At 45.0% G+C, this 25,625-nt stretch carries 19 protein-coding genes; 13 read left to right on the forward strand and 6 right to left on the reverse strand.

The window, feature by feature from the left end; all coding sequences use genetic code 11:
- Nucleotides 1–290: 290 nt before the first annotated feature.
- Nucleotides 291–1,418, forward strand: coding sequence for a right-handed parallel beta-helix repeat-containing protein (locus tag L4D74_RS02540; RefSeq protein ID WP_428750549.1), 1,128 nt, complete (start codon nucleotides 291–293; stop codon nucleotides 1,416–1,418).
- A gap of 155 nt (nucleotides 1,419–1,573) precedes the next feature.
- On the opposite strand, the gene L4D74_RS02545 is transcribed toward L4D74_RS02540, so the two are convergent.
- Nucleotides 1,574–1,834, reverse strand: coding sequence for a hypothetical protein (locus L4D74_RS02545; RefSeq protein ID WP_428750550.1), 261 nt, complete (start codon nucleotides 1,832–1,834; stop codon nucleotides 1,574–1,576).
- A gap of 630 nt (nucleotides 1,835–2,464) precedes the next feature.
- Nucleotides 2,465–3,298: a formyltetrahydrofolate deformylase gene (purU, locus tag L4D74_RS02550; RefSeq protein WP_428750551.1), complete on the reverse strand. Its 834-nt coding sequence runs from the start codon at nucleotides 3,296–3,298 to the stop codon at nucleotides 2,465–2,467.
- A gap of 281 nt (nucleotides 3,299–3,579) precedes the next feature.
- On the opposite strand from purU, the gene L4D74_RS02555 reads away from it, so the two are divergent.
- The 8 genes from L4D74_RS02555 (at nucleotide 3,580) to rnd (ending at nucleotide 11,630) form a co-directional block, all read left to right on the forward strand.
- A complete protein-coding gene (locus tag L4D74_RS02555) occupies nucleotides 3,580–3,780 on the forward strand; it encodes a hypothetical protein (protein WP_428750552.1) in 201 nt (66 codons plus the stop codon).
- 135 nt (nucleotides 3,781–3,915) lie between these two features.
- Complete coding sequence (gene yoaA, locus L4D74_RS02560; protein WP_428750553.1) at nucleotides 3,916–5,874, forward strand: DNA repair helicase YoaA; 1,959 nt, start codon at nucleotides 3,916–3,918, stop codon at nucleotides 5,872–5,874.
- Nucleotides 5,875–6,576: a tRNA (adenosine(37)-N6)-threonylcarbamoyltransferase complex dimerization subunit type 1 TsaB gene (tsaB, locus tag L4D74_RS02565; protein WP_428750554.1), complete on the forward strand. Its 702-nt coding sequence runs from the start codon at nucleotides 5,875–5,877 to the stop codon at nucleotides 6,574–6,576. It begins immediately after the preceding gene.
- Between the two features lie 186 nt (nucleotides 6,577–6,762).
- A complete protein-coding gene (locus tag L4D74_RS02570; RefSeq protein WP_428750555.1) occupies nucleotides 6,763–7,080 on the forward strand; it encodes a chromosome partitioning protein ParA in 318 nt (105 codons plus the stop codon).
- Nucleotides 7,081–7,110: 30 nt separating this feature from the next.
- On the forward strand, nucleotides 7,111–7,659 hold the full coding sequence (locus L4D74_RS02575) for a Slp family lipoprotein (protein WP_428750556.1): 549 nt from the start codon (nucleotides 7,111–7,113) through the stop codon (nucleotides 7,657–7,659).
- A gap of 2 nt (nucleotides 7,660–7,661) precedes the next feature.
- Nucleotides 7,662–8,540: an alpha/beta fold hydrolase gene (locus L4D74_RS02580; RefSeq protein ID WP_428750557.1), complete on the forward strand. Its 879-nt coding sequence runs from the start codon at nucleotides 7,662–7,664 to the stop codon at nucleotides 8,538–8,540.
- A 195-nt stretch (nucleotides 8,541–8,735) separates the two neighbouring features.
- Nucleotides 8,736–10,436 carry a long-chain-fatty-acid--CoA ligase FadD gene (fadD, locus tag L4D74_RS02585; RefSeq protein ID WP_428750558.1) on the forward strand — a complete coding sequence of 567 codons (1,701 nt, stop codon included), beginning with the start codon at nucleotides 8,736–8,738 and terminating at the stop codon, nucleotides 10,434–10,436.
- 75 nt (nucleotides 10,437–10,511) lie between these two features.
- Nucleotides 10,512–11,630 carry a ribonuclease D gene (gene rnd, locus L4D74_RS02590; protein WP_428750559.1) on the forward strand — a complete coding sequence of 373 codons (1,119 nt, stop codon included), beginning with the start codon at nucleotides 10,512–10,514 and terminating at the stop codon, nucleotides 11,628–11,630.
- A gap of 135 nt (nucleotides 11,631–11,765) precedes the next feature.
- On the opposite strand, the gene dapD is transcribed toward rnd, so the two are convergent.
- The 3 genes from dapD to L4D74_RS02605 form a co-directional block, all read right to left on the reverse strand.
- A complete protein-coding gene (dapD, locus tag L4D74_RS02595; protein WP_428750560.1) occupies nucleotides 11,766–12,797 on the reverse strand; it encodes a 2,3,4,5-tetrahydropyridine-2,6-dicarboxylate N-succinyltransferase in 1,032 nt (343 codons plus the stop codon).
- 393 nt (nucleotides 12,798–13,190) lie between these two features.
- Nucleotides 13,191–13,481 (reverse strand): YebG family protein, encoded by a 291-nt coding sequence (locus L4D74_RS02600; RefSeq protein ID WP_428750561.1) that lies wholly within the window; start codon nucleotides 13,479–13,481, stop codon nucleotides 13,191–13,193.
- A gap of 143 nt (nucleotides 13,482–13,624) precedes the next feature.
- Nucleotides 13,625–14,518, reverse strand: a complete 894-nt coding sequence (locus L4D74_RS02605; protein ID WP_428750562.1) for a LysR substrate-binding domain-containing protein — start codon at nucleotides 14,516–14,518, stop codon at nucleotides 13,625–13,627.
- A gap of 101 nt (nucleotides 14,519–14,619) precedes the next feature.
- Between L4D74_RS02605 and L4D74_RS02610 the strand changes: the two genes are divergently transcribed.
- The 4 genes from L4D74_RS02610 to recD all read left to right on the forward strand — a co-directional run bounded on the left by L4D74_RS02610 (nucleotide 14,620) and on the right by recD (nucleotide 25,315).
- Nucleotides 14,620–15,612 (forward strand): TDT family transporter, encoded by a 993-nt coding sequence (locus L4D74_RS02610; RefSeq protein WP_428750563.1) that lies wholly within the window; start codon nucleotides 14,620–14,622, stop codon nucleotides 15,610–15,612.
- A 90-nt stretch (nucleotides 15,613–15,702) separates the two neighbouring features.
- On the forward strand, nucleotides 15,703–19,209 hold the full coding sequence (gene recC / locus L4D74_RS02615) for an exodeoxyribonuclease V subunit gamma (RefSeq protein WP_428750564.1): 3,507 nt from the start codon (nucleotides 15,703–15,705) through the stop codon (nucleotides 19,207–19,209).
- Between the two features lie 227 nt (nucleotides 19,210–19,436).
- Entirely contained in the window at nucleotides 19,437–23,060 is a 3,624-nt protein-coding gene (recB, locus tag L4D74_RS02620) for an exodeoxyribonuclease V subunit beta (protein ID WP_428750565.1), read from the forward strand.
- A complete protein-coding gene (gene recD / locus L4D74_RS02625; RefSeq protein WP_428750566.1) occupies nucleotides 23,060–25,315 on the forward strand; it encodes an exodeoxyribonuclease V subunit alpha in 2,256 nt (751 codons plus the stop codon). Before recB ends, recD begins: the two co-directional genes overlap by 1 nt.
- 116 nt (nucleotides 25,316–25,431) lie before the next feature.
- Here recD and L4D74_RS02630 read toward each other — a convergent pair whose 3' ends face one another.
- Nucleotides 25,432–25,611: a hypothetical protein gene (locus L4D74_RS02630; RefSeq protein WP_265675829.1), complete on the reverse strand. Its 180-nt coding sequence runs from the start codon at nucleotides 25,609–25,611 to the stop codon at nucleotides 25,432–25,434.
- Between the last annotated feature and the right edge of the window lie 14 nt (nucleotides 25,612–25,625).

Genomic DNA, 25,625 nt, shown 5'->3' on the forward strand with positions numbered 1-25,625 from the left:
TTAAAAGTAATAAGTTAAAGATATTACTCTGTACATGAGTAGGGCGATTTATTCGCAAAATTTTATCTATGCCTGCGATTCAATATTTTTATCATATAGCCATATTATAGCTATGATGATGAGTCATCATGTTGGAAATGTAGCAAAATCGAAACCAACCGTTCGAGGAGTATGCTTGGTTTAAGTGACTCTTACTCCAAAAGAAGAAGTGCTGGTAATTTGTAGATTCAATATTTTTCGAATAGTAAAACTCAATAATAATGTAAAAGTTAACAGGAAGGTATAAACGTATGAAACCTAAAACACTCTTACTTTACACGTCGCTTATTATACTAGCTCATCCATTGCACGCTGAAGGACTAAATGTGTGTGGCACGGTTGGTGGGTTTGAACACCCGATAATTCATGATGCTAACTCCCAAAATACCGTCTCAGTACATGATATCAATGGTCTACAACAGGCTTTAGATATGGGGGAAACCAAGATCTATATTCCAGGTGATGCAGTAATAACACTACCTTATATAAAAAATGGGTTAGATATTCCTGACAACGTGGTTATTTATAGCGATAGAGGTGTAAATGGTAGCAAGGGGGCGTTGCTGAAAGTTGATTATATAGATGAGGAACAGCATTACTTTCCTATCATTGCAACGGGTAATAACGTAAAGTTAACAGGTATGAGGATTCAAGGGCCAGTGTCAAATATAGATACGAATGTATTGACAATAGGCGTTCAAAATAAGGTAGATACGGTTGGGCTAATTGTAGAAAATAATGAGATTTATGGTTGGGGAGGAGGTGCTGTTTCTGTCAAGAAAGGGCAAAACGTGTCAGTTAGAAATAATTATATACATCACAATAGAAAGAAAAGCCGTGGCTATGGTATTGTCGTTCAAAATGGAAATTCTTCAGCCTCAATATTCTGTAATGTCTTCGATAGTAATCGACATAGTATCGCAGGCTCTGGTCAGGAGGGTGAGTCTTACACCGCCTCGTATAACGTTATTTTAGAAGAAGGTAATGGTCATTCATTCGATATGCATGAATCTAGCGTCAGCCCAGGTGTAGGAGGACAATCTATAAAGGTGATCAATAACTGGTTTGTATTCGGTGGAACTAAGTGGGGTCACTATCCATCGATTATCATCAGAGGTGTCCCCTTAGATGGAGTTGCAGAAATCACAAGTAATAGTTTTCGTTCTCCTTTCGAATATATAGATGCCGGCGGACGAGTAAAAAGAGCGATTGAAGGAGTTGTGGGGTCCATAGAAACAGATTTAGAATTACAGGAAAAAAATGACTATTCAGTCCCAATGGTATTTAGGAAAAATGTAGATAGTTGCTATTTGGACATACTAGAACCGAGTCAGTCTATACCTGTGGCATGCCAGGCTATTAGTGGTTATTTAAATTAGCCATAAGCGTACTATTACTCGGTTCTATTACTCAGTTTCGGATATGAGGCCTTAACACTATCGTGATAGAGCCTCTAAATATAATATATAGATGGTGTGTTTTAAATTAGAGTTGGCTTAAAAACACCGAAAAATCGTTGTATTTGAGTTGTATATTAATGATTTTCATCCCAATTGCTTGCTGATATATCTATAACCTTGCTGATGTGCAGGATGAATATTTCAAAGCTACAAGCATTTTTTAGTATAAAAACACTGTTGCCTATAATCTTGCACCAGTCATGATTAACTTCTAAAACAGCGAGTTTAATATCTGAACCGACTAAGAATGCAAACTCCTCTTTTAAATGTGTAAGCGTTTTTGTTCTGTTTTCTGCGGATGTCTTTAACAGTTCTAGTGACTGAATAGTGTTCATTACTGCTCCTAGCTATAGAAAATCAGGCACCAAAGTGTTCTATATGCATCTGGTGCCCTGTTTAATTATCCATTTTATTTCATTCTTACTTATATGGTCTCATTTAACGGAATATAACTTGTCTTTATTGCTTTGCAGCGGAGAGAGAAATAATCATGTAGCCAGTTAATATTTTTTGTTTTTAAGTGCCACTGGGAGCTTATAATAAAATGTAACGATAGGTAGTTAACTGGTATGACTAGATTATATTAGTTTAGTATGATGATGTGTAATTGAGTGTAAGGGTTTTGTTGATAGCTGCTTTGTTGTTGAACAATTTATCAAGCTAAGGAGTGACTTACTAATGAATGCTTAATTGATATTTATGTAAGTAGTTGGAAGTGTTTATTTTTATCAACGGTTAGTATTTAAGTCGCCTGTTTAAAACGTAAGGTAATGTAAGGTGTTTTAATCTTAAGCTTACATTTTCTTATGGCGTGAATTGCGAGCAGGGTAGATAGCTACCTCAAGTAACGTTATAGGTGGTTTGAGCACAGCACTCACTATTCTAAAAACGGAGACAAGGTAATGGAACAAAGGAGCCAGAGTGACTAAGCCATGAGCTGATAGTCTCATTGGCTCCTTAGCGAGTTAGAGAATCACGGTTTTATTACCATAAACAAACACATGATCATTGATGACTTTATTGAGTGCTTTGGACAGAACGTTCTTTTCAACGTCGCGACCTGCTTGAGCCATGTCGGCCGCGCTGAAGTTATGATCCACAGGAATGACGTCTTGTTTAATGATTGGACCTTCATCAAGATCATTAGTAACAAAGTGCGCGGTCGCGCCGATGATCTTTACACCGCGGTCATAGGCTTGCTGATACGGTTTTGCGCCAATGAAAGCAGGTAGGAAACTATGGTGAATGTTAATGATTTTGTGATGGTATTTTTCAACAAAAGCAGGTGTGAGTACACGCATGTATTTGGCGAGTACTAGGTAGTCAGCATCATATTGGTCAATGACGGTTAGCATTTTTGCTTCGTGCTCTTCACGGCTCAACCCATCATGAGACACGTAATGGTAAGGGATATCAAATTTTTCCGTGAGGCTCTGAAGTGTATCGTAATTTCCGACCACGGCAGCAATGTCGACATTCAAGCTGCCATCAAAATTTTTCATTAAAATATCACCGAGGCAATGCGCTTCTTTAGTGACTAAAATAACGACTTTCTTACGAGATGAATCGACTAATGAACGCTTAGTGCCTGCAGGCAGTGCTTGGTCCAAATCGGCCAGTAAGGTTTGATTATTAAAATAGCCTTCCAGTTCGGTACGCATAAAAAAATGACCACTGGTATTGTCTACAAACTCATTGTTGTGAATGATGTTCAGTTGGTGTTTGTAACAGATGTTGGTGATTTTTGAGATGAGTCCCGGCGCATCATTACAATGCGTTAACAGGGTTTTCTTTTCCATGATTTACGGCTTCCGTGAAATAGTAAAAATTCTGTACCAATTGAAGTAGCATCGATCTCAATAACGTTGAAAATACAATCTATTGAAGTGAATCGTAATTTACGATCAAGAGGATTTTAGTTTGGTGCGTTTATTGACGTAACACGCAATCTATCCACCAGTTTTAATCTATTCTGACTAAGGTTTCAACAAAATCGAAAGGTATCTTCCAAATCGTGTCGAAGGGCTGTGAACTTTTTTCGATTTTATTACGGCCTTTGTTTTGTTTAGAAGGGAATGCTATGGATAGAGAACTATTAGCACGAAAACTTTACGATCAACGAGTATCAAAACTGATAGGTGATAAAAACGTTGATAGTCAGCGCCTAGACTTATTATGGGAAGGAAAGGTTTCCCCACAGCACGCCGTAGAACAATTGAAATCAACAGAAGAAGAGCACAGCCCCCCAACATGGCTGTCTCGTTACCTTAATCGTCATTAGCTTCAAACTCTTATGCACATTGGGAGGTTATGGCATTTGGGTAGGTAGTTTATGCTCCACATCTCCTTACGCACTACAAGCATGACACCTTGTTCAGGTATACTAACGCCATTCGTAGCTAATTGACTCGGTGTCATGGTATCTAAAGCAATCAATAAGGCTTTCGCGTCAGGCGGAGCCTTAGGACAAGTTATCCCCGGTTTTCAACCTCGTCAGCCGCAACTGGATATGGCTAACGCGGTAGAAAGTGCGATTCAGCAAGAAGCGCAGTTGGTTGTAGAAGCGGGCACGGGTACAGGTAAAACCTTCGCCTATCTTGTTCCTGCATTACTGAGTGGTAAAAAAACCATTATCAGTACTGGGTCTAAAAACCTGCAAGAGCAATTGTTTCATCGTGACCTACCATTGATGGTCGATGCACTTGGGTTTCATGGCAAAGTGTCATTGCTTAAAGGGCGATCCAATTATTTATGTCTAGATCGGTTGAGCCGTCAAATGGTAGAAAGCCATACCACAGAAACTCATACCGAATTGCTATCCCAGTTAGTCAAAGTGCGTGGTTGGGCATCGGAAACCAAATCAGGTGACTTGGGTGAATGCGATGCCATTGCCGAAGACAGTCCCGTGATTCCCACTATCACTTCTACTAACGATAATTGTCTAGGTAAAGACTGCCTTAGTTACCAAGATTGTTTTGTTCTAAAAGCAAGAAAACGCGCCTTGGACTCCGACGTTGTCGTGGTAAATCATCACCTTTTCCTTGCTGATCTGGCCATTAAAGAGACGGGTTTCGGAGAGTTGATTCCAGAGGCGGAAGTGTTTGTCTTTGATGAAGCGCACCAAATTCCAGACATTGCCAGCCAGTATTTCGGTCAGTCTTTATCGAGCCGCCAAATTCAAGATCTTGCGAAAGATATAGAGATCGGTTACCGCACTGAAGCGCGTGATATGAAGCAGTTACAAAAAGCGGGAGATAGACTGTCGCAAGCGGCGATGGATTTACGAATTGTACTCGGTGATACGGGGTTTCGAGGAAACTGGCGTGATGCGATTAAATCTCCGTCTATTTTGCGAGAGGTCGAAAGGCTGCGTGACTCTGTCGTGCTGTGTATTGATGTGCTGAAACTGGCATTAGGTCGCAGCCAATTATTGGATACCGCTTTTGAGCGCGCTAATTTAATTAAAGGACGCATTGAACGCGTATGCGATGTGTCCATTACGGGTTACTCCTATTGGTACGACACGACGCCAAGGCAGTTTAGTTTACACATTACCCCACTTAGTGTGGCTGATAAATTTCATGAGCAGATTGAAGCGAAAGGTGGGGCGTGGATTTTCACTTCAGCAACGCTGGCAGTGTCTGAGGACTTTCAACACTTTACTTCACGCTTAGGTCTGACCCCAACACAGCAATTTTCGCTGCCTAGTCCTTTTGATTATTCAACACAGGCAAGATTGTGTGTGCCCCGATATTTACCTGAGCCCAATAGTAAAGGACTCGCTGAGAAGCTGGTCGCTATGCTGGCACCCGTCATAGAAAAAAACCAAGGTCGCTGTTTTTTCCTATGCACTTCGCACAGCATGATGAGAGAGTTAGGTGAGCGCTTTCGCGAAACGCTCACCTTGCCGGTCTTGCTGCAAGGTGAAACCAGCAAGCAAAAAACCTTGGCTGAGTTTATGGAACTAGGTAATGCTTTGCTTGTGGCGACAGGGGCGTTTTGGGAAGGAATAGATGTTAGAGGTGACGCGCTTAGCTGTGTTATTATCGATAAATTACCGTTTACCGCACCTGATGATCCGCTGCTTAAAGCGCGAATTGAAGACTGTAAGTTGCAAGGGGGTGACCCTTTTAATCATGTGCAATTACCGGATGCGGTTATTACGTTGAAGCAAGGTGTTGGTCGATTGATTCGCGATCAAAAGGACTGTGGTGCTCTGATTATTTGCGATAACCGTTTGGTGACGCGTGACTATGGCGCTACTTTTCTCGCCAGCTTGCCGCCTATACCGCGGACTCGAGACCTCGGAAAAATAGAGACATTTTTGCTACAATCCCAGCAAAGTGCACCAAAAAAAGAACGCATTGAGAAATAGATGACTAACAAAATTCTAGCAATTGATACCGCCACTGAAAACTGCTCTGTCGCACTTTTAGTGGGAGATAAAACTTACGTTCGCAGTGAACTTGCGCCACGTGATCATACTAAGAAAGTCTTACCTATGGTTGATGAGCTGCTAAATGAGGCGGGACTGACTTTACAAGATCTTGATGCATTAGCGTTTGCACGAGGTCCAGGTAGCTTTACTGGCGTGCGCATTTGTATTGGTGTGGCTCAGGGGCTTGGCTTTGGTGCTGATTTACCGATGATTGGTATTTCAACCTTAAAAGCCATGGCGCAAGGCGCTTACCGTAAAAGTGAAACCACCCACGTTGCGACCGCGATTGATGCCCGTATGAGCGAAGTCTATTGGGGGCGTTTTGAGCGCCTTGAAAACGGCGATTGGGCAGAGGTTGAACCAGAGCAAGTGGTTGCACCTGACACGGTAGTGGCGAACACACCTAAAGATGACAAGGCATGGGCAACGGCAGGAACCGGTTGGGATGCGTATTCTGAATCACTGTCGGCACTTGCGATTGACACTCAACCATCAGGTGTACTCTATCCAGAAGCGGAAGATATTGCTTTTTTAGCACAATATGAGCTAGCAAAAGGCAATGTTGTTGCAGCGGAAGAGGCGAGTCCTGTTTATCTGCGAGATAATGTGACTTGGAAAAAATTGCCGGGAAGAGAATAAATTCCCCCGTTATCTTTAGCTCGCTATTTTAAGATTTTTGGCTCGGTTGATAAGTGGAAGGGGTGAAGGTATCGCCCCTTTATAATGGAAACTGTGCTCATATGAGAGCGTATAACAGCAAGTACACGATAACATAACGGTTATTCCAGTAAGGCGTTTAACATAACCACGCACTAGGTGAGGCATATGGTTTCGATTCAAGGTTTACCTACCGTCCATTCTCAGCAGCGGACGAATAAAACAAAGCGTAAGCAATCGGTATCGAATGCCACCACGTCTCAACCCTCCTCTCTGGTAGGCCAATCTACACAGGTTACGAAAGTTGCTCAGGCAGTGGCTCATTCAGTAAAAACTATTTCTGATGCAGACGTGCAACGTACTCACGTTCACTATGACTTGCCTGAAGGACGGTCCAAACAAGCGCTAGAAGCGTATATGAATGTGATGAACCGTGCTAAACGCGAGGAACTTGAACAGCTGTTTGGTGTCGATATGTACGTGTGATAATGAGAATGATTAATGTGTGGAACGAGAATGAATAAATTGTTGAAATTGCTAGGGGCATTGTGCCTGTCTTTCATGCTCACCGCTTGTGGTAGCTTGCCGGATTCGTTGGTTACAACGAATGAAAATGTTATTGCGCAATATCAACCGGTTGTAGATGCGCAAGATGGCAGTGAAGTTCGTCTTGGTGGGGTCATAGATACCGTCACTAACCTTGCGACTCAGACCCGAATTGAAATTGTTAACCTTCCTATCGATAAATATGGCAAGCCGGATATCGACCAAGAGCCTAATGGCCGCTTTATCGCGTACGTGGACGGGTTTATTGACCCGGTGACGTACACTAGAGGTCGACTGATCACCGTCGGCGGAAGTAAAGCGGGCGATGAACGGGGAAAAGTTGGCGAATTTGAAGCAGACTTTCCAGTGATCAAGGCATACGGACAGTATTTATGGCGAGTGGAAGAGCGTCTAATTATAAACCGTCAGGCGAGCGCTTTTCATTCTTGCTGGGGCTACTACTGTGACGACTTCTATTACGGGCCAACGCAAGGTCGAGTTATTAAAGAGGTGAAGTAATCTTGCGAGCTTTTAAAGAGTGTTTACTGCAAGTTAACGATAGAAACATCGCTTACTTGGAGTATCAAGGCGCTGTATTTCAAACAGAGGAAACGACCGTTAAGACGGTCGTTTTTGTTCATGGCTGGATGGATAATGCCGCGAGCTTTCACAAATTGCTGACTATCATTGAGCAGCAGCGATTGAGTTGGCGTGTTTTGGTCTTGGATCTACCGGGTCATGGGCATTCAACTCATAAAAATAGTGACCATTTTTATAGCTTTCATGACTATATTGACGATTTACATCAGGTTTTGGTTAATCTTCAAGCGGTCAATGCATTCTTGGTTGGACATTCGCTTGGTGCATTGATTGCAAGTTGCTATAGTGCCGCCTTTCCTGAAAATGTCGCAGGATTAGTTCAAATTGAAGCGCATTTCCCAATGGCAGAAGACCCCGCTCAAGCGGTCAGTCGGTTGAGAAAAGGCATCGAAAGTCGCGAGCGCTGGAGAAACAAAAAACGGCGAGCACTGCCGTCCTTTGATGACGCGGTGACTATGCGGATGCGAGCAACGAAATTAGATGTCGACTCGGTTCGTCCTATTGTGGAGAGAGACCTTCAAAGCGTTGATGGGCAGTGGTATTGGCGCCATGATAGCAAGCTCAAATGTGAGTCTGTGTATCGTATGTCGCGACTACACGCTGAAGCGGTGATGTCCGCCATTTCCATTCCTCATATGGTTATATTAGGTCGCTCTGGATACGGTTTTCTTCAAGACAAACTCGCCTTAGAAAAACTTAACAATGTGCAAGTAGAGTGGGTAGACGGTGATCATCATTGCCATTTAGAATCGCCAGATAGAGTATTTGAACTAATTTCTGAACTAGTTAACAAAAATTAAACAAGTGTTTGAGTGTTTCGTGCGTGAAAGGGTTGCCTGTGCTGTAATAGTAAGCAATACCAATGAGTAACGGATTCTCAGGTTGTGAGTTGAATGTAACAAGTTGTTAAATAGCGAAGATTTAAACAGCTAAGTTTTTTAAAGGCTCACATTTTGAAGATTAAACGCAAGACTTAATACGCTAGGAGTGTAATTGTGGATAAACCTTGGCTTTCTCGATACCCAAATGACGTGCCAGAGAATATCAATCCGGATCAGTATCCTTCTTTAGTAGAGATGTTCGAACAGTCGGTGCATAAATTTGCCGATCAGCCCGCTTTTGTTAACATGGGCTCGGTCATGACATTTCGTAAGTTAGAAGAGCGCAGCCGTGCGTTTGCTGCCTATTTGCAAAACGAGCTAAAGCTAAAAAAAGGTGACCGCGTTGCCATTATGATGCCTAACCTGCTGCAATACCCTGTTGCGTTGTTTGGTATTTTAAGAGCTGGCCTCATCGCGGTTAATGTGAATCCACTTTATACGCCGCGAGAGTTAGAACACCAGCTCAACGATGCAAACGCCAAAGCGATAGTAATCGTGTCTAACTTTGCCAATACGTTAGAGCAGGTTGTTGATAAAACGCCAATCAAACATGTGGTCTTAACTAGCCTTGGACAAATGTTGCCACGAGCGAAAGGCACAGTGGTTGATTTCGTCGTGAAGTACGTAAAAGGCATGGTGCCAAAATACAATCTTCCGGGTGCGATTTCATTTCGACAAGCCTTACATAAAGGACGTCGCCAGCAATACGTGAAACCGTTTATGTCGGGTGACGACATCGCATTTTTGCAATACACCGGCGGTACGACGGGTGTGGCGAAAGGCGCAATTCTCACGCATCGCAATATGATAGCGAATGTACTGCAAGCGAAAGGCATGTACGGACCAGTATTGCAAGAAGGGCGTGAGCTGGTAGTAACAGCGCTGCCGCTGTATCACGTTTTTGCTTTGACGGTAAACTGCTTGCTGTTTGTTGAAATGGGTGGTCAAAACCTACTCATTACTAACCCTCGTGATATTCCTGGCTTCATCAAAGAGCTACAAAAGTACCCATTTACGGCGATCACTGGCGTTAATACACTCTTTAATGCGCTTATTCATAATGAAGACTTCCATGAGCTAGATTTTAGAGGGCTACGTCTGTCTGTGGGTGGCGGCATGGCGGTGCAACGCGCCGTTGCCGAACAATGGAAAAAGACGACAGGCTGTTTACTGCTTGAAGGGTATGGTCTGACGGAGTGTTCGCCGTTAGTTGCTGCTTACCCTTACGATTTAGAAGAGTATAACGGCTCGATTGGCTTACCCGTTCCGGGCACAGAAGTGCGCATTGTTGATGAAGAGGGTCAACCTGTATCCGATGACTCTACGGGAGAACTGCAAGTTCGTGGCCCGCAAGTAATGCAAGGCTACTGGCAGCGAGTGGAAGCGACCAAAGAGGTGATCAATCAAGAAGGGTGGTTATCAACGGGTGACATCGTCAAATTTGACGAGGATGGCTTCTTGCATATTGTCGATCGTAAAAAAGACATGATTTTGGTATCGGGCTTCAACGTGTATCCTAATGAAATTGAAGATGTGATTGCGTTGCACGATAAGGTACTTGAAGTGGCGGCTATCGGTGAGGCAAATGAAGCATCGGGAGAGTTGGTGAAAGTGTATATTGTGAAAAGCGATAACAGTTTAACCAAGGAAGAAGTTATTGCGCACTGTCGTACCCATTTAACTGGCTATAAAGTGCCAAAACGTGTCGAATTTAGAGATGACTTACCCAAGACCAATGTGGGTAAGATTTTACGCCGAGTACTCCGCGAAGAGAACGACGCGAAACTGACACCAACATCAGAAAAAACGGTTTAGCGTTAACCTTTTGTTACTATCGATGTTAAAATGCCAGCTCTCAATGCTGGCATTGTTTTTTTTAAGAGAGTCGTCGTGGAATATCAGATAATTACAGAATTTGCCGAGTTAGAATCGGTATGCACAAAAGCTCGTGAATCCGACGTGGTTATGTTGGATACGGAGTTTGTTCGTATCCGAACCTACTACCCAAAACTGGGTTTAATTCAGCTCTATGATGGTCATCAGCTTTCCCTGATTGATCCGCTGACGATAAGCGACTTCTCGCCATTTATCGCATTATTGCAAGATGCGTCAGTCCTGAAGGTCTTGCATGCTTGTGGTGAAGATTTGGAAGTGTTTGCCAATAGCTTCGGTTGTATGCCATTTCCAATGGTAGATACACAAATTATGGCGGCCTTCCTTGGCTATGGGCTGTCGACAGGCTTTGCCGCGTTAGTGGATGAGTATATTGATGTCCAGCTGGATAAGAGTGAATCTAGAGCCGATTGGGTTGCTCGCCCACTGACTCAAAAGCAACTTGATTACGCCGCGGCGGATGTATTCTATTTATGGCCTTTATATCAACAATTAAGCGACAAAGTAGAAGAGAAAGGCTGGTGGGATGCGGCGCTGCAAGAGTCTGAGTTGATGACACAAAAACGCGGTAAAACCCCTAATGCTGAGTATGCTTATTTGGATATTAAAGGCGCATGGCAACTTAGCCCCAAGCAGTTAGCCGCGCTTAAGCCACTCGCAACATGGCGACTTAAAGAAGCGATTCGTCGTGACTTAGCACTTAATTTTGTGGTCAAAGAGCAAGATCTTTGGACCATCGCGCGCTTTGGATTGACTCAACCGAAAGCAATGGAAGAAGAAGGACTAGATCCTCGCTCTATCCGTCGACATGCCGACAAAATTGCCTCTATCGTGAAATCAGCCAAGCAGTTATCTGCGGACGAGTACCCTGATAAAATTGAGCGTTTGATGGATTATCCTGGCTATAAGCAGATCTTTAAACTGTTAAAAGATGAAGTAAAAGTGGCCTCTCAGCAGACTGGGTTGGCAACTGAGTTTTTAGCATCGAAAAAGCAGTTGAATCAGTTCTTATCGTGGATTTGGAACAAAGACCGCGATCCAGCGCAGCTGCCTGATGTAATGCAGGGGTGGAGAATGGACGTGTTAGGTCGACATTTAGAAAAGCGAATGAACTAAACGAATGCTATTAAGCCGCTTTAGATAGAAAAAACCGAGTGAATCATCACTCGGTTTTTTTATGCGCATCCCGCAATGTGCTAGCTATTCACTCGTTCAGAGTTGGAGGCAATTGGGGGCGTGACACGAAAAGTATTAGTTATTGCTGTGCAATTCACTGTTAAGCTCTACCGCACTTTTATTAGTGAGGCACTCAATTTGACCTGTCACTGAGTTGCGACGGAACAGTAAGTCAGACTTACCTGCTAGGTCACGCGCTTTGGCGATTTCAACTTCTTGACCTGTCGAGTCAAGCATACGAACCTTAGAACCTGCTGTGACATACAGACCAGACTCAACCGTACAGCGATCGCCTAGTGGGAAACCAAGCCCAGCATTTGCGCCAAGCAGTGAGTTTTCACCGATAGAGACAACCACCGTACCGCCGCCAGATAGTGTGCCCATAATAGAAGCGCCACCACCAATATCAGAACCGTTTCCAACCACAACACCTGCAGAGATACGGCCTTCAACCATGCTCACACCTGTCGTACCGGCATTGAAGTTGATGAAACCTTCATGCATAACGGTGGTCCCTTCACCCACATGTGCGCCCAAGCGAACACGTGAAGTATCAGCAATACGAATGCCTGTTGGTACCACGTAATCGACCATTTTAGGGAATTTATCAACACAGTCGACGGTTAGGGCTTGTCCCGCAAGGCGTGCTTCAATTTGACGGTCTGCCAGCTCTGGAAGATCGATTGGACCTTGGTTTGTCCAAGCGATGTTATGCAGTAGGCCAAAGATGCCATCAAGTACTGTACCGTGTGGTTGTACTAGGCGGTTTGAAATTAGTTGTAGTTTCAAAAAGCCTTCTGCAACAGACTGCGGCTTTTCGTCGCTTGCAAGCACTACAAGTACAAGTGGTTGTTGTGACTGTGATGCTTTTTCAGCGAACGCGGCACTTTGAGCGTCGTCATTATTAGCAAACGCCGTCGCCAGTTGTGCGCTTTGCTCTGGGCTGATCTCGATAGCTTGGTTGCCTTGAGTGTAACCAGACACTTCTGCAATCGCGGCGATTGTCGCATCACTTGGATTGAGTCGCGGATGTGGAAAAAATGCTTCGATGATTTTTCCATCGCGGTTTTTAGTGGCGGTACCGAAGGCGAGTGAAAATGCTGCCATGACTATCGTTCTCCATTTTGAATTGTCCATAAACCAGTGCTAGTGCAGCAAGGGCTTAGATTCTGTTGATGGTTTTATCTTAAGTTGTTGGTTTTATCTTAAAGAGTGGTAACGGCAGATGAAAGAGCAAATAGGGCAAAAGTCTGTAAAAAGATATTGGTTGTCTTTATAGAGACACTTTTCGCCAAAAAGAAATCATTTCAACCGCTAACAATGTTGCTTAGTCATGATGTTAATGAGTACCAAGGGTTGTGCGGTAGAATAAGGCTGTGGCATTAGATACGGATTTAGATAATGAGGCAATGGTGAGCAGGGTGGGAAGGTATTTATTGGTGAGCAGATAAATGGACAAATAATCGGCTCAAAGTACGCGACTCTAAGCCGATTGATATATTACGCAGCGTCGTCTTGAGCTTCAACAGGCTCAACCGCTTTTGGTTTCTTCGGCGTTGGCTTACGCTTAGCACCCAGTGCGTAAAGCACTTCTTCTTTATGTTGTGCTAAGAATAAGGAAAGCTCTTCCTGTTTCTCTTCGTTTTCAATGAGCTTGCTTTCACCAAGCAGTGTAAACAGTTCATCAGCAGTATCTAACATTTTGTCATAAGCGTCAGCTTCAGCTTTAGAGGTAAAAGTCATCTTTTCTTCTCCGTTGCGTTCCACCACGTACTTGACGATTACAGCCATGGTTAATCCTCTAACAAGTTAAATTTTTTATCGACAATACTGGCTGTTTATACATAGGTTTAAAATGCTTGTCCAGTCAGCGCAGCAAAACTGAGAGCTGATTGCCTATTTACTACTCGTAGGGTCGTTATATTGATATAGACCTAGCTACGCTGCCATTGTTGGCAAAAAGAAATGAAAGAGCGCAATAATGGACTTTGGTATTTTTCTTTGTGGAAGAGTAGCCAAAATCGTCGCTTCATATCGAGTGAAACCGGTATTTCACGGATGCGACCATCACGGATAGCTGTATGGGCGGCAAGCCTAGAGATGCATGCCAGCCCTAATCCAGAAGAGACACAGTTTAAAATGGCTTCCGTTGTATTGAGCTCAAACGCTTCGTGCCATACCTCGATACGAGGGGCGACGGCCCGTAAGAAAAATTCGCGTGTACCGGATCCGGGCTCTCTTAGGATCCATTCGCTATTTTCTAGTAATGAAAGATCAATCACCTCGTTCCCCGTGAGTGGATGGTCAACATTGGCGACAATGCACATCTCATCTTCGCTAAAAGGGGTACTTTCTAATTCTGGATGCAGTGTTTTACCTTCGATCAAACCAATATCAAGTTCATAATCAATCAGTTTTTCACAGATAAGCGCACTGTTGGAGATAAACAGTTGTTGCGCTTTGTGCTGGCAACTTTGGCGGTATTCACTGAGTAAATACGGCGCGACTTGATTGCCTATGGTGTCACTTGCTCCGATACGTAGCTGACCACGAAAACTTTGTTCGTCCGAAAATAAGGACTCGATGTCTTTGGCTCGGCTCAATAGTTCGTCGGCAAGTGGCAGCAGCTTTTGTCCCTCTTGGTTAATTACAAGACGGTTGTTAACGCGATCAAAAAGGGCATGACCTATTTGTTTTTCTAACTCGCTTAAAGACATACTTACGGCAGCCTTGGAGAGAAACAGCGTGTCAGAAGCCGAGGTTAGGGTTTGATGTTGAGTAACAGCAACAAACACTTTGAGTTGTTTTAGTGAAATATGAGCATTCATGTTTTGTTTTTCTGAACGTATGTTGAGGATATTTAGATATACCTAAACGTAAACTAGAATTATCATAAGTGCAACTTATAGACAGCAGACAAGGCATGATTATGATTGCGACAGCAAAACGAGCTCATCATAAAATGAAAAGCGCACCAACCCCGATGGCGGGTTTGGCGTTAGGGATTGCGAGCCTTGGATGGTGTTGGGAAAATGCGGGTGATTTTCATCACGTCGCGCAGTGGTCAAGCGCAGCGGTTGCAAGCGTATTATTGGTGATACTGGCCTATAAATTTTTGTTCCATAGTCACTTATTGGTGCAGGATCTTGCTCACCCAGTTGTGGGAAGTGTTGTACCGACATTTGCTATGGCCACCATGGTGGTATCGAACTCTATCGGGCAGTTTTTCCCTGTGCTCGGTGACAGTATTTGGCTAGCCGCAGTAGCACTGCATGTCGTGTTCCTAGCCAGTTTTACTTATCATCGCAGTCGTGATTTTGAATTGCACCATATGGTGCCAAGTTGGTTTGTGCCACCTATTGGTATTGTGGTTGCAGATGTGGCGTTTTCTGGCACGGCGTCACTAGCACCCGTTGCGAATGCGGCCTTGTATTTTGGTATTGCTGTTTATGCAGTGATGTTACCTTGCATGGTATATCGCTTAATTTTTGCGACGGAAATACCTGACGCGGCGAAACCAACCTTGGCTATTTTGGCAGCGCCAGCAAGCCTCTCTTTAGCGGGCTATTTAACGGTGGTTGCAGAACCTTCACCGGTGCTGGTGGCGATGTTATTTGGTATCGCAGTATTGATGACAATAGTGATTTATTTAGCGTTCATTAAACTGCTGCGTCTCCCATTTAGCCCAGGCTACGCGGCATTTACTTTCCCGTTGGTGATTAGTGCAACGGCGCTGTTTAAATTGGCGGCGTGGATGATAAACGTTCATGTGCCACAAAGTGCGGTGGATCAGGTGCTCACACTAGCAAATATAGAGCTAATCATTGCCACGGCCGTGGTGAGCTATGTGGCGATTCGTTATCTGTTTGCTTATTGTCCGATAAAAATGGCTTGGTCATCAAATAATACAGTATCTCGATAGGCAGACTTTGTTTATCCATGGGTAATTATGCGTTATCGCGTTGTAATGTGATAATCTTGAGACAGGATTATTTGCTAAAGGCGCGGTAACGTGTTCACCGTTTATCACTCAAATCAAATCGATGTACTTAAATCCCTATTAGTACAGCTCATTAAGATCGATCCACTCGATAACCCCTTCGAAAAAGAACAAATTCTGGTACAAAGCCCAGGCATGTCACAATGGTTGAAAATTGCCATGGCACAAGAGTTTGGCATTGCGGCGAACACCGATTTTCCTCTTCCTGCGACCTTCATATGGGAGCGCTTTACCCAAGTGCTTGATGATGTCCCGTCAAGAAGTGCCTTCAACAAAGAGGCGATGACATGGAAAATCATGCATCTGTTGCCAAGCCACCTTCACGATGAATATTTTGCGCCTCTTGCACAATATCTTGAAGGTGATGACGACGCGTCTAAGCGCTATCAGTTAGCAGAGAAAATTGCCGATATTTATGACGGCTATTTGGTGTATCGACCAGAGTGGATTGCGGCTTGGGAAGCCGGACTCACCGTCGCTGAGTTGGAAGATGAGCAACCTTGGCAGGCGAAACTTTGGCAGTCTTTATATGATCATACGGTAGCATTAGGTCAGTCGCCTTATCATCGAGCAAATTTGTATGAGCATTTTATTGATGCGCTCGCTCAGAGTCATGGTGATACGAAAGTAGACTCCCGGTTAGCGGGTTTACCAAAGCGTTTGTTTGTGTTTGGTATTTCATCGCTGCCCCCTCGTTATTTGGATGCACTTAAGGCGCTGGGGCAGCACATTGATGTCCACATGATGTTTACCAACCCTTGTCGTTTTTACTGGGGCGATGTGCGGGACCGTAAGTATCTTGCACGCTTAGCCGCAAATAAGCGCAAACATTTGCAAACGGTAGATGACGTCGCAGATGTATCGGATTGTGAGCAAACCTTGCTGTTGAAAGGGAGTATTGACGACAATCTTGATGATGAGCTTCACGTCACTGATATTGGCAACAGTTTATTGGCTTCGATGGGAAAGCTGGGGCGAGATAATTTGTATTTGCTCTCGCAACTTGAATCTAATGAGATAGACGCGTTTGTCGAGGTCGACCGAGACTCGTTACTGCATCACATTCAAGCCGATATTTTGAGTCTTGAAGAGCATCAAGATGATGCGGTTATTCTACATTCAGACCATAAGCCCGAAGTGAGCGCTAGCGATCGTTCACTCACCTTGCACGTCTGTCATAGCGCGATGCGTGAAGTTGAGGCGTTGTACGACAATCTTCTGTCGATGTTTGATAACGATCCGCAATTAAAGCCAAGAGACATTATAGTCATGGTGGCGGACATCAATGCTTATAGCCCTGCGATTCAAGCTGTGTTTGGTAATGCCGCGGGTGAGCGTTATATCCCTTTCTCGATATCTGACCGCACGGCGGATAAAGAAAGCCCGCTACTTAATGCCTTTAATCAGTTGCTTGCCCTTCCCGAATTACGTTGTACCTCCAGTGAGTTACTTGAGCTTCTTGATGTCCCTGCCATATTGGCTCGCTTTGATTTGGACGAGCAAGAGTATGCGATGATCAAACTTTGGGTGGATGAAGCCCAAGTGCGCTGGGGAGTGGACGAGCATACTGCCAGCGAATTTGAACTGCCTGAGTTTGGACAAAATTCTTGGATGTTTGGCATTTCAAGAATGCTGGCAGGCTATGCGATTGGTGAAGAATCTGGGCTATTGACCATCGATGACACGGTGATCGCGCCGTATGAGCAAACGCAAGGCATGCGCGCCGAAACAGCGGGCAAGCTAGCACAGTTTATTGATACTGTTGCGAATTACCGTCAGCGCCTCAATACGGCGGTGAGCATTGAGCAATGGCGTAGTGTCATTAATCAGCTCGTTGACGACTTTTTTAAAGTCGAACTCGAAGGCGAAGTGGTCATTAAATCGATCCGAGACACTATTTCTGGTCTTCAGGAGCAGTTACAAGACGCCTGTTTTGACGAAAAACTCTCACCAAAGATCGTGCGCCAGTACTTTACGAATAAATTATCTGGCTCACGCGTTAGTCAGCGATTTTTAGCCGGACAAGTCAATTTTTGCACCTTAATGCCTATGCGTTCTATTCCGTTTAAAGTGGTGTGCTTGCTTGGTATGAATGATGGTGTATATCCGCGAAGTGTCCCGCCAGAGAGCTTCGATTTAATGACCGGACGAACGCGCGCTGGTGACCGATCGCGAAGAGATGACGACCGATATCTATTTTTGGAAGCGTTACTGTCTGCGCAGCAATCGCTGTACATCAGTTACGTAGGACGGTCGATTCAAGACAATACCGAACGTGTGCCTTCGGTATTGGTGTCGGAGTTGATGGAGTATTGTCAGCAAAACTATCGACTACCTGATGATGAAGCCTTGAGTGTTGATGACTCAGGTCACCGCCTCATCGAGCAGTTAACTCAAGAATACCCAATGGTGCCATTTAGTCCCTCACATTTTGATGCCAGTAGTGCAAAACAAAGTTATGCCGCTGAATGGTTACCAACGGCGCAACAGAGCGCCCAAGAGCAAGCGGTGGGGGCGGTTGCGAGTCATTTTGTTTTACCGCCGATACTTCGAACGAGCGATGAGGTGATTGAACTGGATCTTGCCGAGTTCCATCGTTTCTGGCGTTTGCCTGTGCAATATCTTTTCAATCGTCGCTTACAAGTGTCGTTTGATCAGCAGCATTTTATGGTGGAAGAAGATGAACCTTTCTCACTTAACGGACTCGAGAGTTTTGGCCTGCGTAATGAGCTCTTACATGCGCTGGTGAAAAATGGCGGTCAGCTGTCTGATGCGAAGACACAGGCTTTTCAGCAACAGCAAAAAGCGCAAGGATTCTTGCCGGTTCGTCACTTTGGTGATTTGGAATTAGCCGGAAACATGGGGCAAACTCAAGAACTGGCGCAAGCCGTGGTCGCACTCACGAGCTCAGCGGTAGAAGATGCAGAAGTTAATCTGCTCATCGATTTGGGTAAGCACCGGATTCACCTGCAAGGTTGGATAACCGGGCAGTTCTCGTCTGGATTGGTTCGCTATCGTAGTGGCAGACTAAGAGCTAGCGATTATTTGAGCGCTTGGATTGACCATCTACTCCTAGCCGCTATTGGCAAAGGGAAGGTGACCCATATGCTCGCTTATGACAAAAAAGAAGGGGTCGTGCATCGCGTGTTGCCAGCATTAGATTCTGATGCGGCGATGAGCTATCTAAAAGAGCTGCTGTCGCTTTATGTACAAGGTCTTGACCAACCATTGGCGTATTTCCCTGAAACGGCGATGGCCGGCATTGAAGCCAATTATAGTCGCGGTGCTTGGAAGCCAGATGATGAAAAAATGCTCAGTAAAATGGAAGCTAAGTTTGTTGGCGGCTACATGGTCACGGGAGAGGGGGGCAATGCCTATATTTCTCGGGTTTGGCCGCAATGGGAAGAGTCGATGGCGCAAGAGAGTAAGCGGATTGCCGCGCAAGTACTACAAGCACCAAGAACCTTAAGCCAAACGGTCGAAGATTATTACTCACAGGCTCAACCTAAGAGTTCCTGAAAGAAGTGATGTTAATGAAAGGAGTGGTGACCGCCAGCATTATTAGACTATATGTAGGGTTGCTGGTCGGCCACAGGGTCAGAGGGACCGTAATTCGTTAAGTAAATAGTAATGATTATCTCGCAATGGTTCCGTGAATAGGGTCTCAGGTATTGATAGTCACATTCGATAGCTTGTTGTTTTTATTAAAATTTAAGTGCTAGGTCACAAAGTTGAGTTTATACGCCATGTCAGACAAGAATATTCAGACGCCAATTGCGCTCAATACCATGAGCTTTCCCTTGCACGGGGCAAGGCTTATCGAAGCCTCCGCGGGTACAGGAAAGACCTTCACTATTGCTGGTCTTTATTTGCGCTTGTTACTCGGGCATGGGGATGAAAGCTCTCGACATCAGCAGCCGTTGACGGTTGACCAAATATTGGTGGTGACCTTTACTGAAGCCGCTACAGCAGAATTACGCGATCGGATACGCGCCAGAATTCACCAAGCTAGAATCGCCTTTGCACGTGGCAGTAGTGATGATCCTGTGATTGCGCCATTATTGACGGATATTGACGATCATCGTTTTGCGGTCGCTACCTTGCTGCAAGCCGAAAGGCAGATGGATGAAGCAGCGGTGTATACCATTCATGGCTTTTGTCAACGAATGCTAACGCAAAACGCCTTTGAGTCGGGCGCGCGCTTTAATAATGAATTCATTACTGATGAAAGTCGCCTCAAAGCACAAGTTGTAGCGGATTTTTGGCGCAGTCAGTTTTATCCTTTGGGATTAGATCTAGCTAATGAAGTTCGCAAATTATGGTCGACGCCTAGCGCACTGCTTAGTGATATTTCACGCTATATGACCGGACCGGATGTATCATTTACCCGTCATGCTAGCGCCGCGGATCTTAACGCGTTGCATCAACAAAACCTAGGTGCAATCCAAGCGCTTAAATCACAATGGCTGGCCGTCGCGGATGATATTGTGCCGTGCATTAGTGCATCCGATGTTAACAAGCGTAGTTACACCAAAAAATCATTGCCAACGTGGGTGGCGGCCATAACTGAATGGGCTAAATCAGAGACTAAAGATTATTATTTGCCGGACTCTTTAGAGAAGTTCTCGCAAACGGTGTTGAATGAAAAAACCCCAAAGGGCGAGCCTCCGGTTCATGAGGTTTTCCAAGCAATAGAAACACTCCTTGCCTCACCACCAGAGTTAAAGACCCCCTTGCTTGCTCTGGCTATCAAGAGTTGCCGACAGCGCCTCATTGACGCAAAAGAGAGTAAACAATGGTTGTCGTTTGATGATTTGTTGACGCACCTGTCCGCCGCATTGGAGTTTGAATCCGGTGATGGATTGGCGGATAAAATACGCCAGCAGTTTCCCGTGGCGATGATTGATGAATTCCAAGATACCGACCCGCTTCAGTATCATATTTTTAGCCGGGTCTATTTACAGCATCCTCAATGTGGCTGGTTTATGATTGGCGACCCTAAACAGGCGATTTATGGTTTCCGTGGTGCGGATATTTTTACGTATATCAAAGCAAGAAACCAAGTGACCGATCATTACACGTTAGGCACCAACTGGCGCTCAAGCGAAAGTATGGTTCAGGGGGTTAATAGCCTATTTGAGCAGGCGGTTTCTCCATTTGTTTATGATGATGATATTCCGTTTTTTACCGTCCAAGCTAACCCGAAGGCACATTTGCGTCACTGGTGCCTTGATGGTGAAAGGCAAACAGCGGTCGAGTTCTGGTTACAAGAAGCAGAAAAACCGTTACCTAAAGGCGAGTATGTTACGGCGATGGCAGCATCGACTGCGCAACATATCAAGACGGTGCTCACTGGGGCGCAACGTCACAAGTCCATTTTAGTCAACGGCGAAAAACAGACACCGATAGAAGCAGGCAATATCGCCGTGTTAGTTAGAACGGGCAGCGAAGGTCAGTTAATCAAGCAAGCGCTAGCGGAGCGTGGCATTGCCAGTGTTTACCTCTCTAACCGTGATAGTGTGTTTGCCAGTGGTGTTGCCCTGGATATGTTGCGGTTGCTGCAAGCCGTGTGGTCTTTAGGGGATGAACGAGCACTAAAAGCGGCGTTAGCCAGTGAGCTTTTTGCTTTGTCCGCTACCTACTTAGATGACCTGAACAATGAAGAAACTGTGTGGGAAAAAGTGACGGCCGAGTTTCAAGAGTATCGTCACTTATGGCAAACCCGTGGTGTACTTCCTATGTTGCGCGCCGTGTTATTTAAACGTGAGATTGCTAGCCGGTTGCTGACTCAAGCTGGGGGCGAACGTTTATTGACCGACTACCTTCACCTTGGCGAGTTATTGCAAAATGAAAGGCAAGATTTAGAAAGTGACAGTGCGTTGTTGCGCTGGTTAGGGCAGTCTATTGAAGACGCCGCGCAAGGGTTAGGTGGTAGCGATGAGCATATTCAACGTTTAGAGTCAGAAAGAAATTTGGTGCAAATTATCACCATCCATAAATCAAAAGGCTTGGAGTACGATTTAGTCTATCTGCCTTTTGTCACCAGCTATAGAGAAGCGTCAGAAGCGAAGTATTACGATGAAGCTTTGCAATCACCTGTGATTGATCTTGCTCAGTCAAAGTCGGCACTCGCGCAAGCGGATAAAGAGCGCCTAGCAGAGGATCTACGTCTTATCTACGTGGCATTGACGCGCGCGGTTTATGGGTGTTTTATCGGTATTGCTCCGCTTCGAAATGGCCGTTCAACGAAAGAGCCGACAGGGGTGCATCACAGCGCCATTGGTTACTTAGTTCAGCAAGCCAAAGAGCTGGGAGTAAATGAACTGGGATCGTCATTGGCGCAGTTAGCCGCGCAACAAACGGCGATTAGAGTGATGTCTCCGCCGGAAGTTGATGATGAGCTATATAAACCCAGCGAAGTGATGTTACCGGATCTTCGTGTGAAAACCTTAGAGACAGAAATCGACCGTCACTGGCGAATGACCAGTTACTCCAATTTGGTTAAACAAGGCCACCAAGATTCAGACCGAGAAGTATTTATCGAAGCCGCGGGTATTGATATTGATTCCTCGCAAGAGGCGGAGACACTATCGCTGTTAGAACCAGAAAAAAGTATTTACCATTTTCCGAAAGGGGCGCGCCCGGGTACTTTTCTTCATACTGTATTTGAAGAAGTGACGTTTACCGAGCCTGCGGGATCCGAAGTGAATCGCGATGTGATTGCTCTGTTATTAGAAAAAGAGCAATACGATCCTCAGTGGCTGCCTATTATTCATGATCTTGTCGATCGTGTGCTCGACACTCCGCTTGATGGTTCTTCGTTACGATTGCGAGAAAAAGGGGCGTCACAGAAGTTGGTTGAAATGGAGTTCTTATTACCAATAGAGGTGCTTGATGCAATGTCACTCAACCGAGTGATTCAGCGTCATGATGATTTGTCGGCGCAGGCGAAAGATCTTGGGTTTTATACCGCAAGTGGCATGTTGAAGGGCTTTATTGACCTCGTGTTTGAACATGATGGCAAGTACTATGTGCTTGACTGGAAGTCCAATTATCTTGGTGACAGTCCCGAGCATTACCAACAGGCGCAGCTTAAACACGCGATGATCGATCATCGTTATGATCTGCAATACCAATTGTATGCGTTGGCGCTGCATCGTTTTCTCAAAACCCGGATTAAAGACTACGACTATGAGGCGCATTTCGGCGGCGTTTATTATCTATTTTTGCGTGGTATTGAACCTGGGTCGACGTCTGGAATTTTTAACAGTAAACCAGCGCAGGCTTTGATAGAAGAGCTTGATGCGCTTATATCTGGCGAGACCATTCATCACGATCGTTTTAATGAGCAACAAGGGAAGACTCGATAATGTCACAGCTGTTTCAATCTTTACCTGAAGTCGTGGCATTTCTCGCGGAGAAAAAGGTATTACGACCACTCGATTTACAGTTTGCTAAGTTTGTTTCGTCTTTAGAGTCTGAGCATCGAGCAGAAGTGATGTGGCTTGCCGCACTGACAAGTGCCAATCTAGGGCAAGGGCATATTTGCGTGAATCTTGCCCCTATCACATCTGATATCAATACACCTGACATGAACGCGTCACCAGAGAGCTCAATATTACCTTTGGCATCAGGGTCATTACCAAGTGCCAGTTTGCTTGGCATCTATGGCGAGGTCGCGCAGCAAATTGATGGCTTAATTAACCAGGTTGATTGGCTGCGAGTATTGAATGATGCAAAGAGTATCACGACGTCGTTAGCTATGCTTCAAAGTGGCACACTACCAACCCCCCTTGTTTGGCAACATGGTCGCTTATATTTACATCGCTATTATCGATACGAACAAACCATCGCCGATCGGATGAATGCGATGGCAAGTGCGATTACTATCGAAAGTCCAGCGCGACTGGCTAATTTGCTTGATCAGCTGTTTGCTCGTGAATATCACTACTTATTTTCTTCGTTACAGCAATTGCCGAGTGAAAAAAATACCCAAGTGGTTCGGCAGCAGTTGGTATGTGATTTTCTGGATGTCGTGACCCCAGAGATCATCAATTGGGGGGATGTCGACCAGCAATTAATGCACGCTAAGCAATGTAGCGATCTTAGTAAATTGGATAACCTAATCCCGTTATCTTGCTGTCTTAATTGGCAAAAGGTGGCAGCGGCAGTCGCGTTGACTCGCCGATTTTCAGTCATCTCAGGTGGACCAGGTACTGGTAAAACGACTACGGTAACGAAATTACTCGCGGCGCTTGTTCATCAGGCAGGTCTCAGTCAACAAAGCCCCATCATTAAGCTGGTGGCTCCGACAGGAAAGGCAGCGGCAAGGTTAACGGAATCGATAGGTAAAGCCTTAAGTGGCTTGGCGATAGAGCCAGAAATACTCGCTAAAATTCCAACGGAGTCGAGTACGATTCACCGTTTATTGGGGGCAATCCCTAATCGCGTTGAGTTCCGCCACCATCGTGAAAATCCACTTCACTTAGACGTACTGGTGCTGGATGAAGCTTCTATGGTGGATTTGCCTATGATGCACCGTTTGCTTGATGCGTTACCTGCGTACGCTCGGCTTATTCTACTCGGTGATAAAGACCAATTGGCATCGGTTGAGGCGGGGGCAGTGTTGTCGGATATTTGTGAGTTTGCCAGTCAGGGTTATAGCCAAGGGCAAAATGACACCATCAAGCAGTTAACGCAATTTGATTGCCGTCATCGTAGTGCGATTCGCCATTCTCCAGGCAAAGAAAATCTACAAAGAAGCATTGTAGCGGATGGCTTGTGCGTGCTGCAAAAAAGCTATCGTTTTGATGCGAGATCAGGAATAGGGCAACTGGCTAAAACGATCAATGCCAGTGACACGCGTGGCTTTGGGCAAGTGTGGGATAAAGGGTTTGCTGATATCGAATGGCATCATTTAACCGCCGATGCTTATCAGAACCTGCTACAAAGTATGGTGAAAGCTTACCAGCCCTATTTAAAGGTTATTACCGCGCAACCCGATGGAGAGGAGCGCCGGAGCGCAGAGACGTTAGCCATTTGGCAACGAATGACGGCAAAATCAGCACTGGCGAGCTTTTCTAATCATAGATTGCTGTGTGCTGTTCGTGAAGGAGACTTTGGTGTTGTGGGGCTTAATCAGCGAATTGAGCAACGACTAAAGCAGCGCGCTATTATCAACAATGGCGAAGCTCAATGGTATGCGGGGCGTCCTGTTATGGTGACGAGAAACGACCATAACCTAGGGCTTTATAATGGCGACATTGGTTTGTGTATGATGGATTACACCGGAGAGGTTGCCAAACTCAAGGTGTTTTTTGAGCTTCCTGATGGCTCGATCAAGTCGGTATTGCCGAGCCGTGTTCCTGAACATGAGACGGCTTATGCCATGACGATTCATAAGTCACAAGGCAGTGAGTTTACGCATACCTTTATGATTCTGCCAGCCGACTTTTCGCCTCTACTAACTAAAGAGTTGATTTACACAGGTATTACGCGAGCAAAGAAAACGTTGACTCTGATAGCGGAGCCGAAAGTGATATTGAAAGCCATTCGTTGCCAAACAATCAGGCATAGCGGGCTGGCGAGTCGATTACAATCGGAACGGCCAATAATGGTCGTGTAAAAGATCAGTCGCGAGCAAAGTGATCGTGGATAGCAGTAATCATGAGTGGGAAAGAGTTATAATGAATAAGCTGAACTACCATCCATGGTAGTGCGTTCTAAATAAAGCAACTAAGGTCAATTAAACACTTCCGAAAAGGTAATTTTATTGATCTTATATTGCTCCTGATAAAGCCCGATAAGCGATTGAATCTTATCAGTCGCTGGGAATACACAGTGAACGCTTAGACCTTCAAGTAAATGGTTTTCAGCCATATCCCAGAAGCTTTGAATAGAATTACAAATAACAGTACGCATAGATATTGCTCTCA

Origin of the sequence: Vibrio cionasavignyae, from assembly GCF_050337155.1 — a bacterium.
In the GTDB taxonomy this organism is placed as follows: Bacteria; Pseudomonadota; Gammaproteobacteria; order Enterobacterales; family Vibrionaceae; genus Vibrio; species Vibrio nomapromontoriensis.

Excerpts from the sequence above, each read along its gene's own strand:
- L4D74_RS02540 (WP_428750549.1), top strand. The coding sequence starts at position 291 with ATGAAACCTAAAACACTCTTACTTTACACGTCGCTTATTATACTAGCT.
- L4D74_RS02545 (WP_428750550.1), bottom strand. The coding sequence starts at position 1,834 with ATGAACACTATTCAGTCACTAGAACTGTTAAAGACATCCGCAGAAAAC.
- purU (WP_428750551.1), bottom strand. The coding sequence starts at position 3,298 with ATGGAAAAGAAAACCCTGTTAACGCATTGTAATGATGCGCCGGGACTC.
- L4D74_RS02555 (WP_428750552.1), top strand. The coding sequence starts at position 3,580 with ATGGATAGAGAACTATTAGCACGAAAACTTTACGATCAACGAGTATCA.
- yoaA (WP_428750553.1), top strand. The coding sequence starts at position 3,916 with ATGGTATCTAAAGCAATCAATAAGGCTTTCGCGTCAGGCGGAGCCTTA.
- tsaB (WP_428750554.1), top strand. The coding sequence starts at position 5,875 with ATGACTAACAAAATTCTAGCAATTGATACCGCCACTGAAAACTGCTCT.
- L4D74_RS02570 (WP_428750555.1), top strand. The coding sequence starts at position 6,763 with ATGGTTTCGATTCAAGGTTTACCTACCGTCCATTCTCAGCAGCGGACG.
- L4D74_RS02575 (WP_428750556.1), top strand. The coding sequence starts at position 7,111 with ATGAATAAATTGTTGAAATTGCTAGGGGCATTGTGCCTGTCTTTCATG.
- dapD (WP_428750560.1), bottom strand. The coding sequence starts at position 12,797 with ATGGCAGCATTTTCACTCGCCTTCGGTACCGCCACTAAAAACCGCGAT.
- L4D74_RS02600 (WP_428750561.1), bottom strand. The coding sequence starts at position 13,481 with ATGGCTGTAATCGTCAAGTACGTGGTGGAACGCAACGGAGAAGAAAAG.
- L4D74_RS02605 (WP_428750562.1), bottom strand. The coding sequence starts at position 14,518 with ATGAATGCTCATATTTCACTAAAACAACTCAAAGTGTTTGTTGCTGTT.
- L4D74_RS02610 (WP_428750563.1), top strand. The coding sequence starts at position 14,620 with ATGATTGCGACAGCAAAACGAGCTCATCATAAAATGAAAAGCGCACCA.
- recB (WP_428750565.1), top strand. The coding sequence starts at position 19,437 with ATGTCAGACAAGAATATTCAGACGCCAATTGCGCTCAATACCATGAGC.
- recD (WP_428750566.1), top strand. The coding sequence starts at position 23,060 with ATGTCACAGCTGTTTCAATCTTTACCTGAAGTCGTGGCATTTCTCGCG.
- L4D74_RS02630 (WP_265675829.1), bottom strand. The coding sequence starts at position 25,611 with ATGCGTACTGTTATTTGTAATTCTATTCAAAGCTTCTGGGATATGGCT.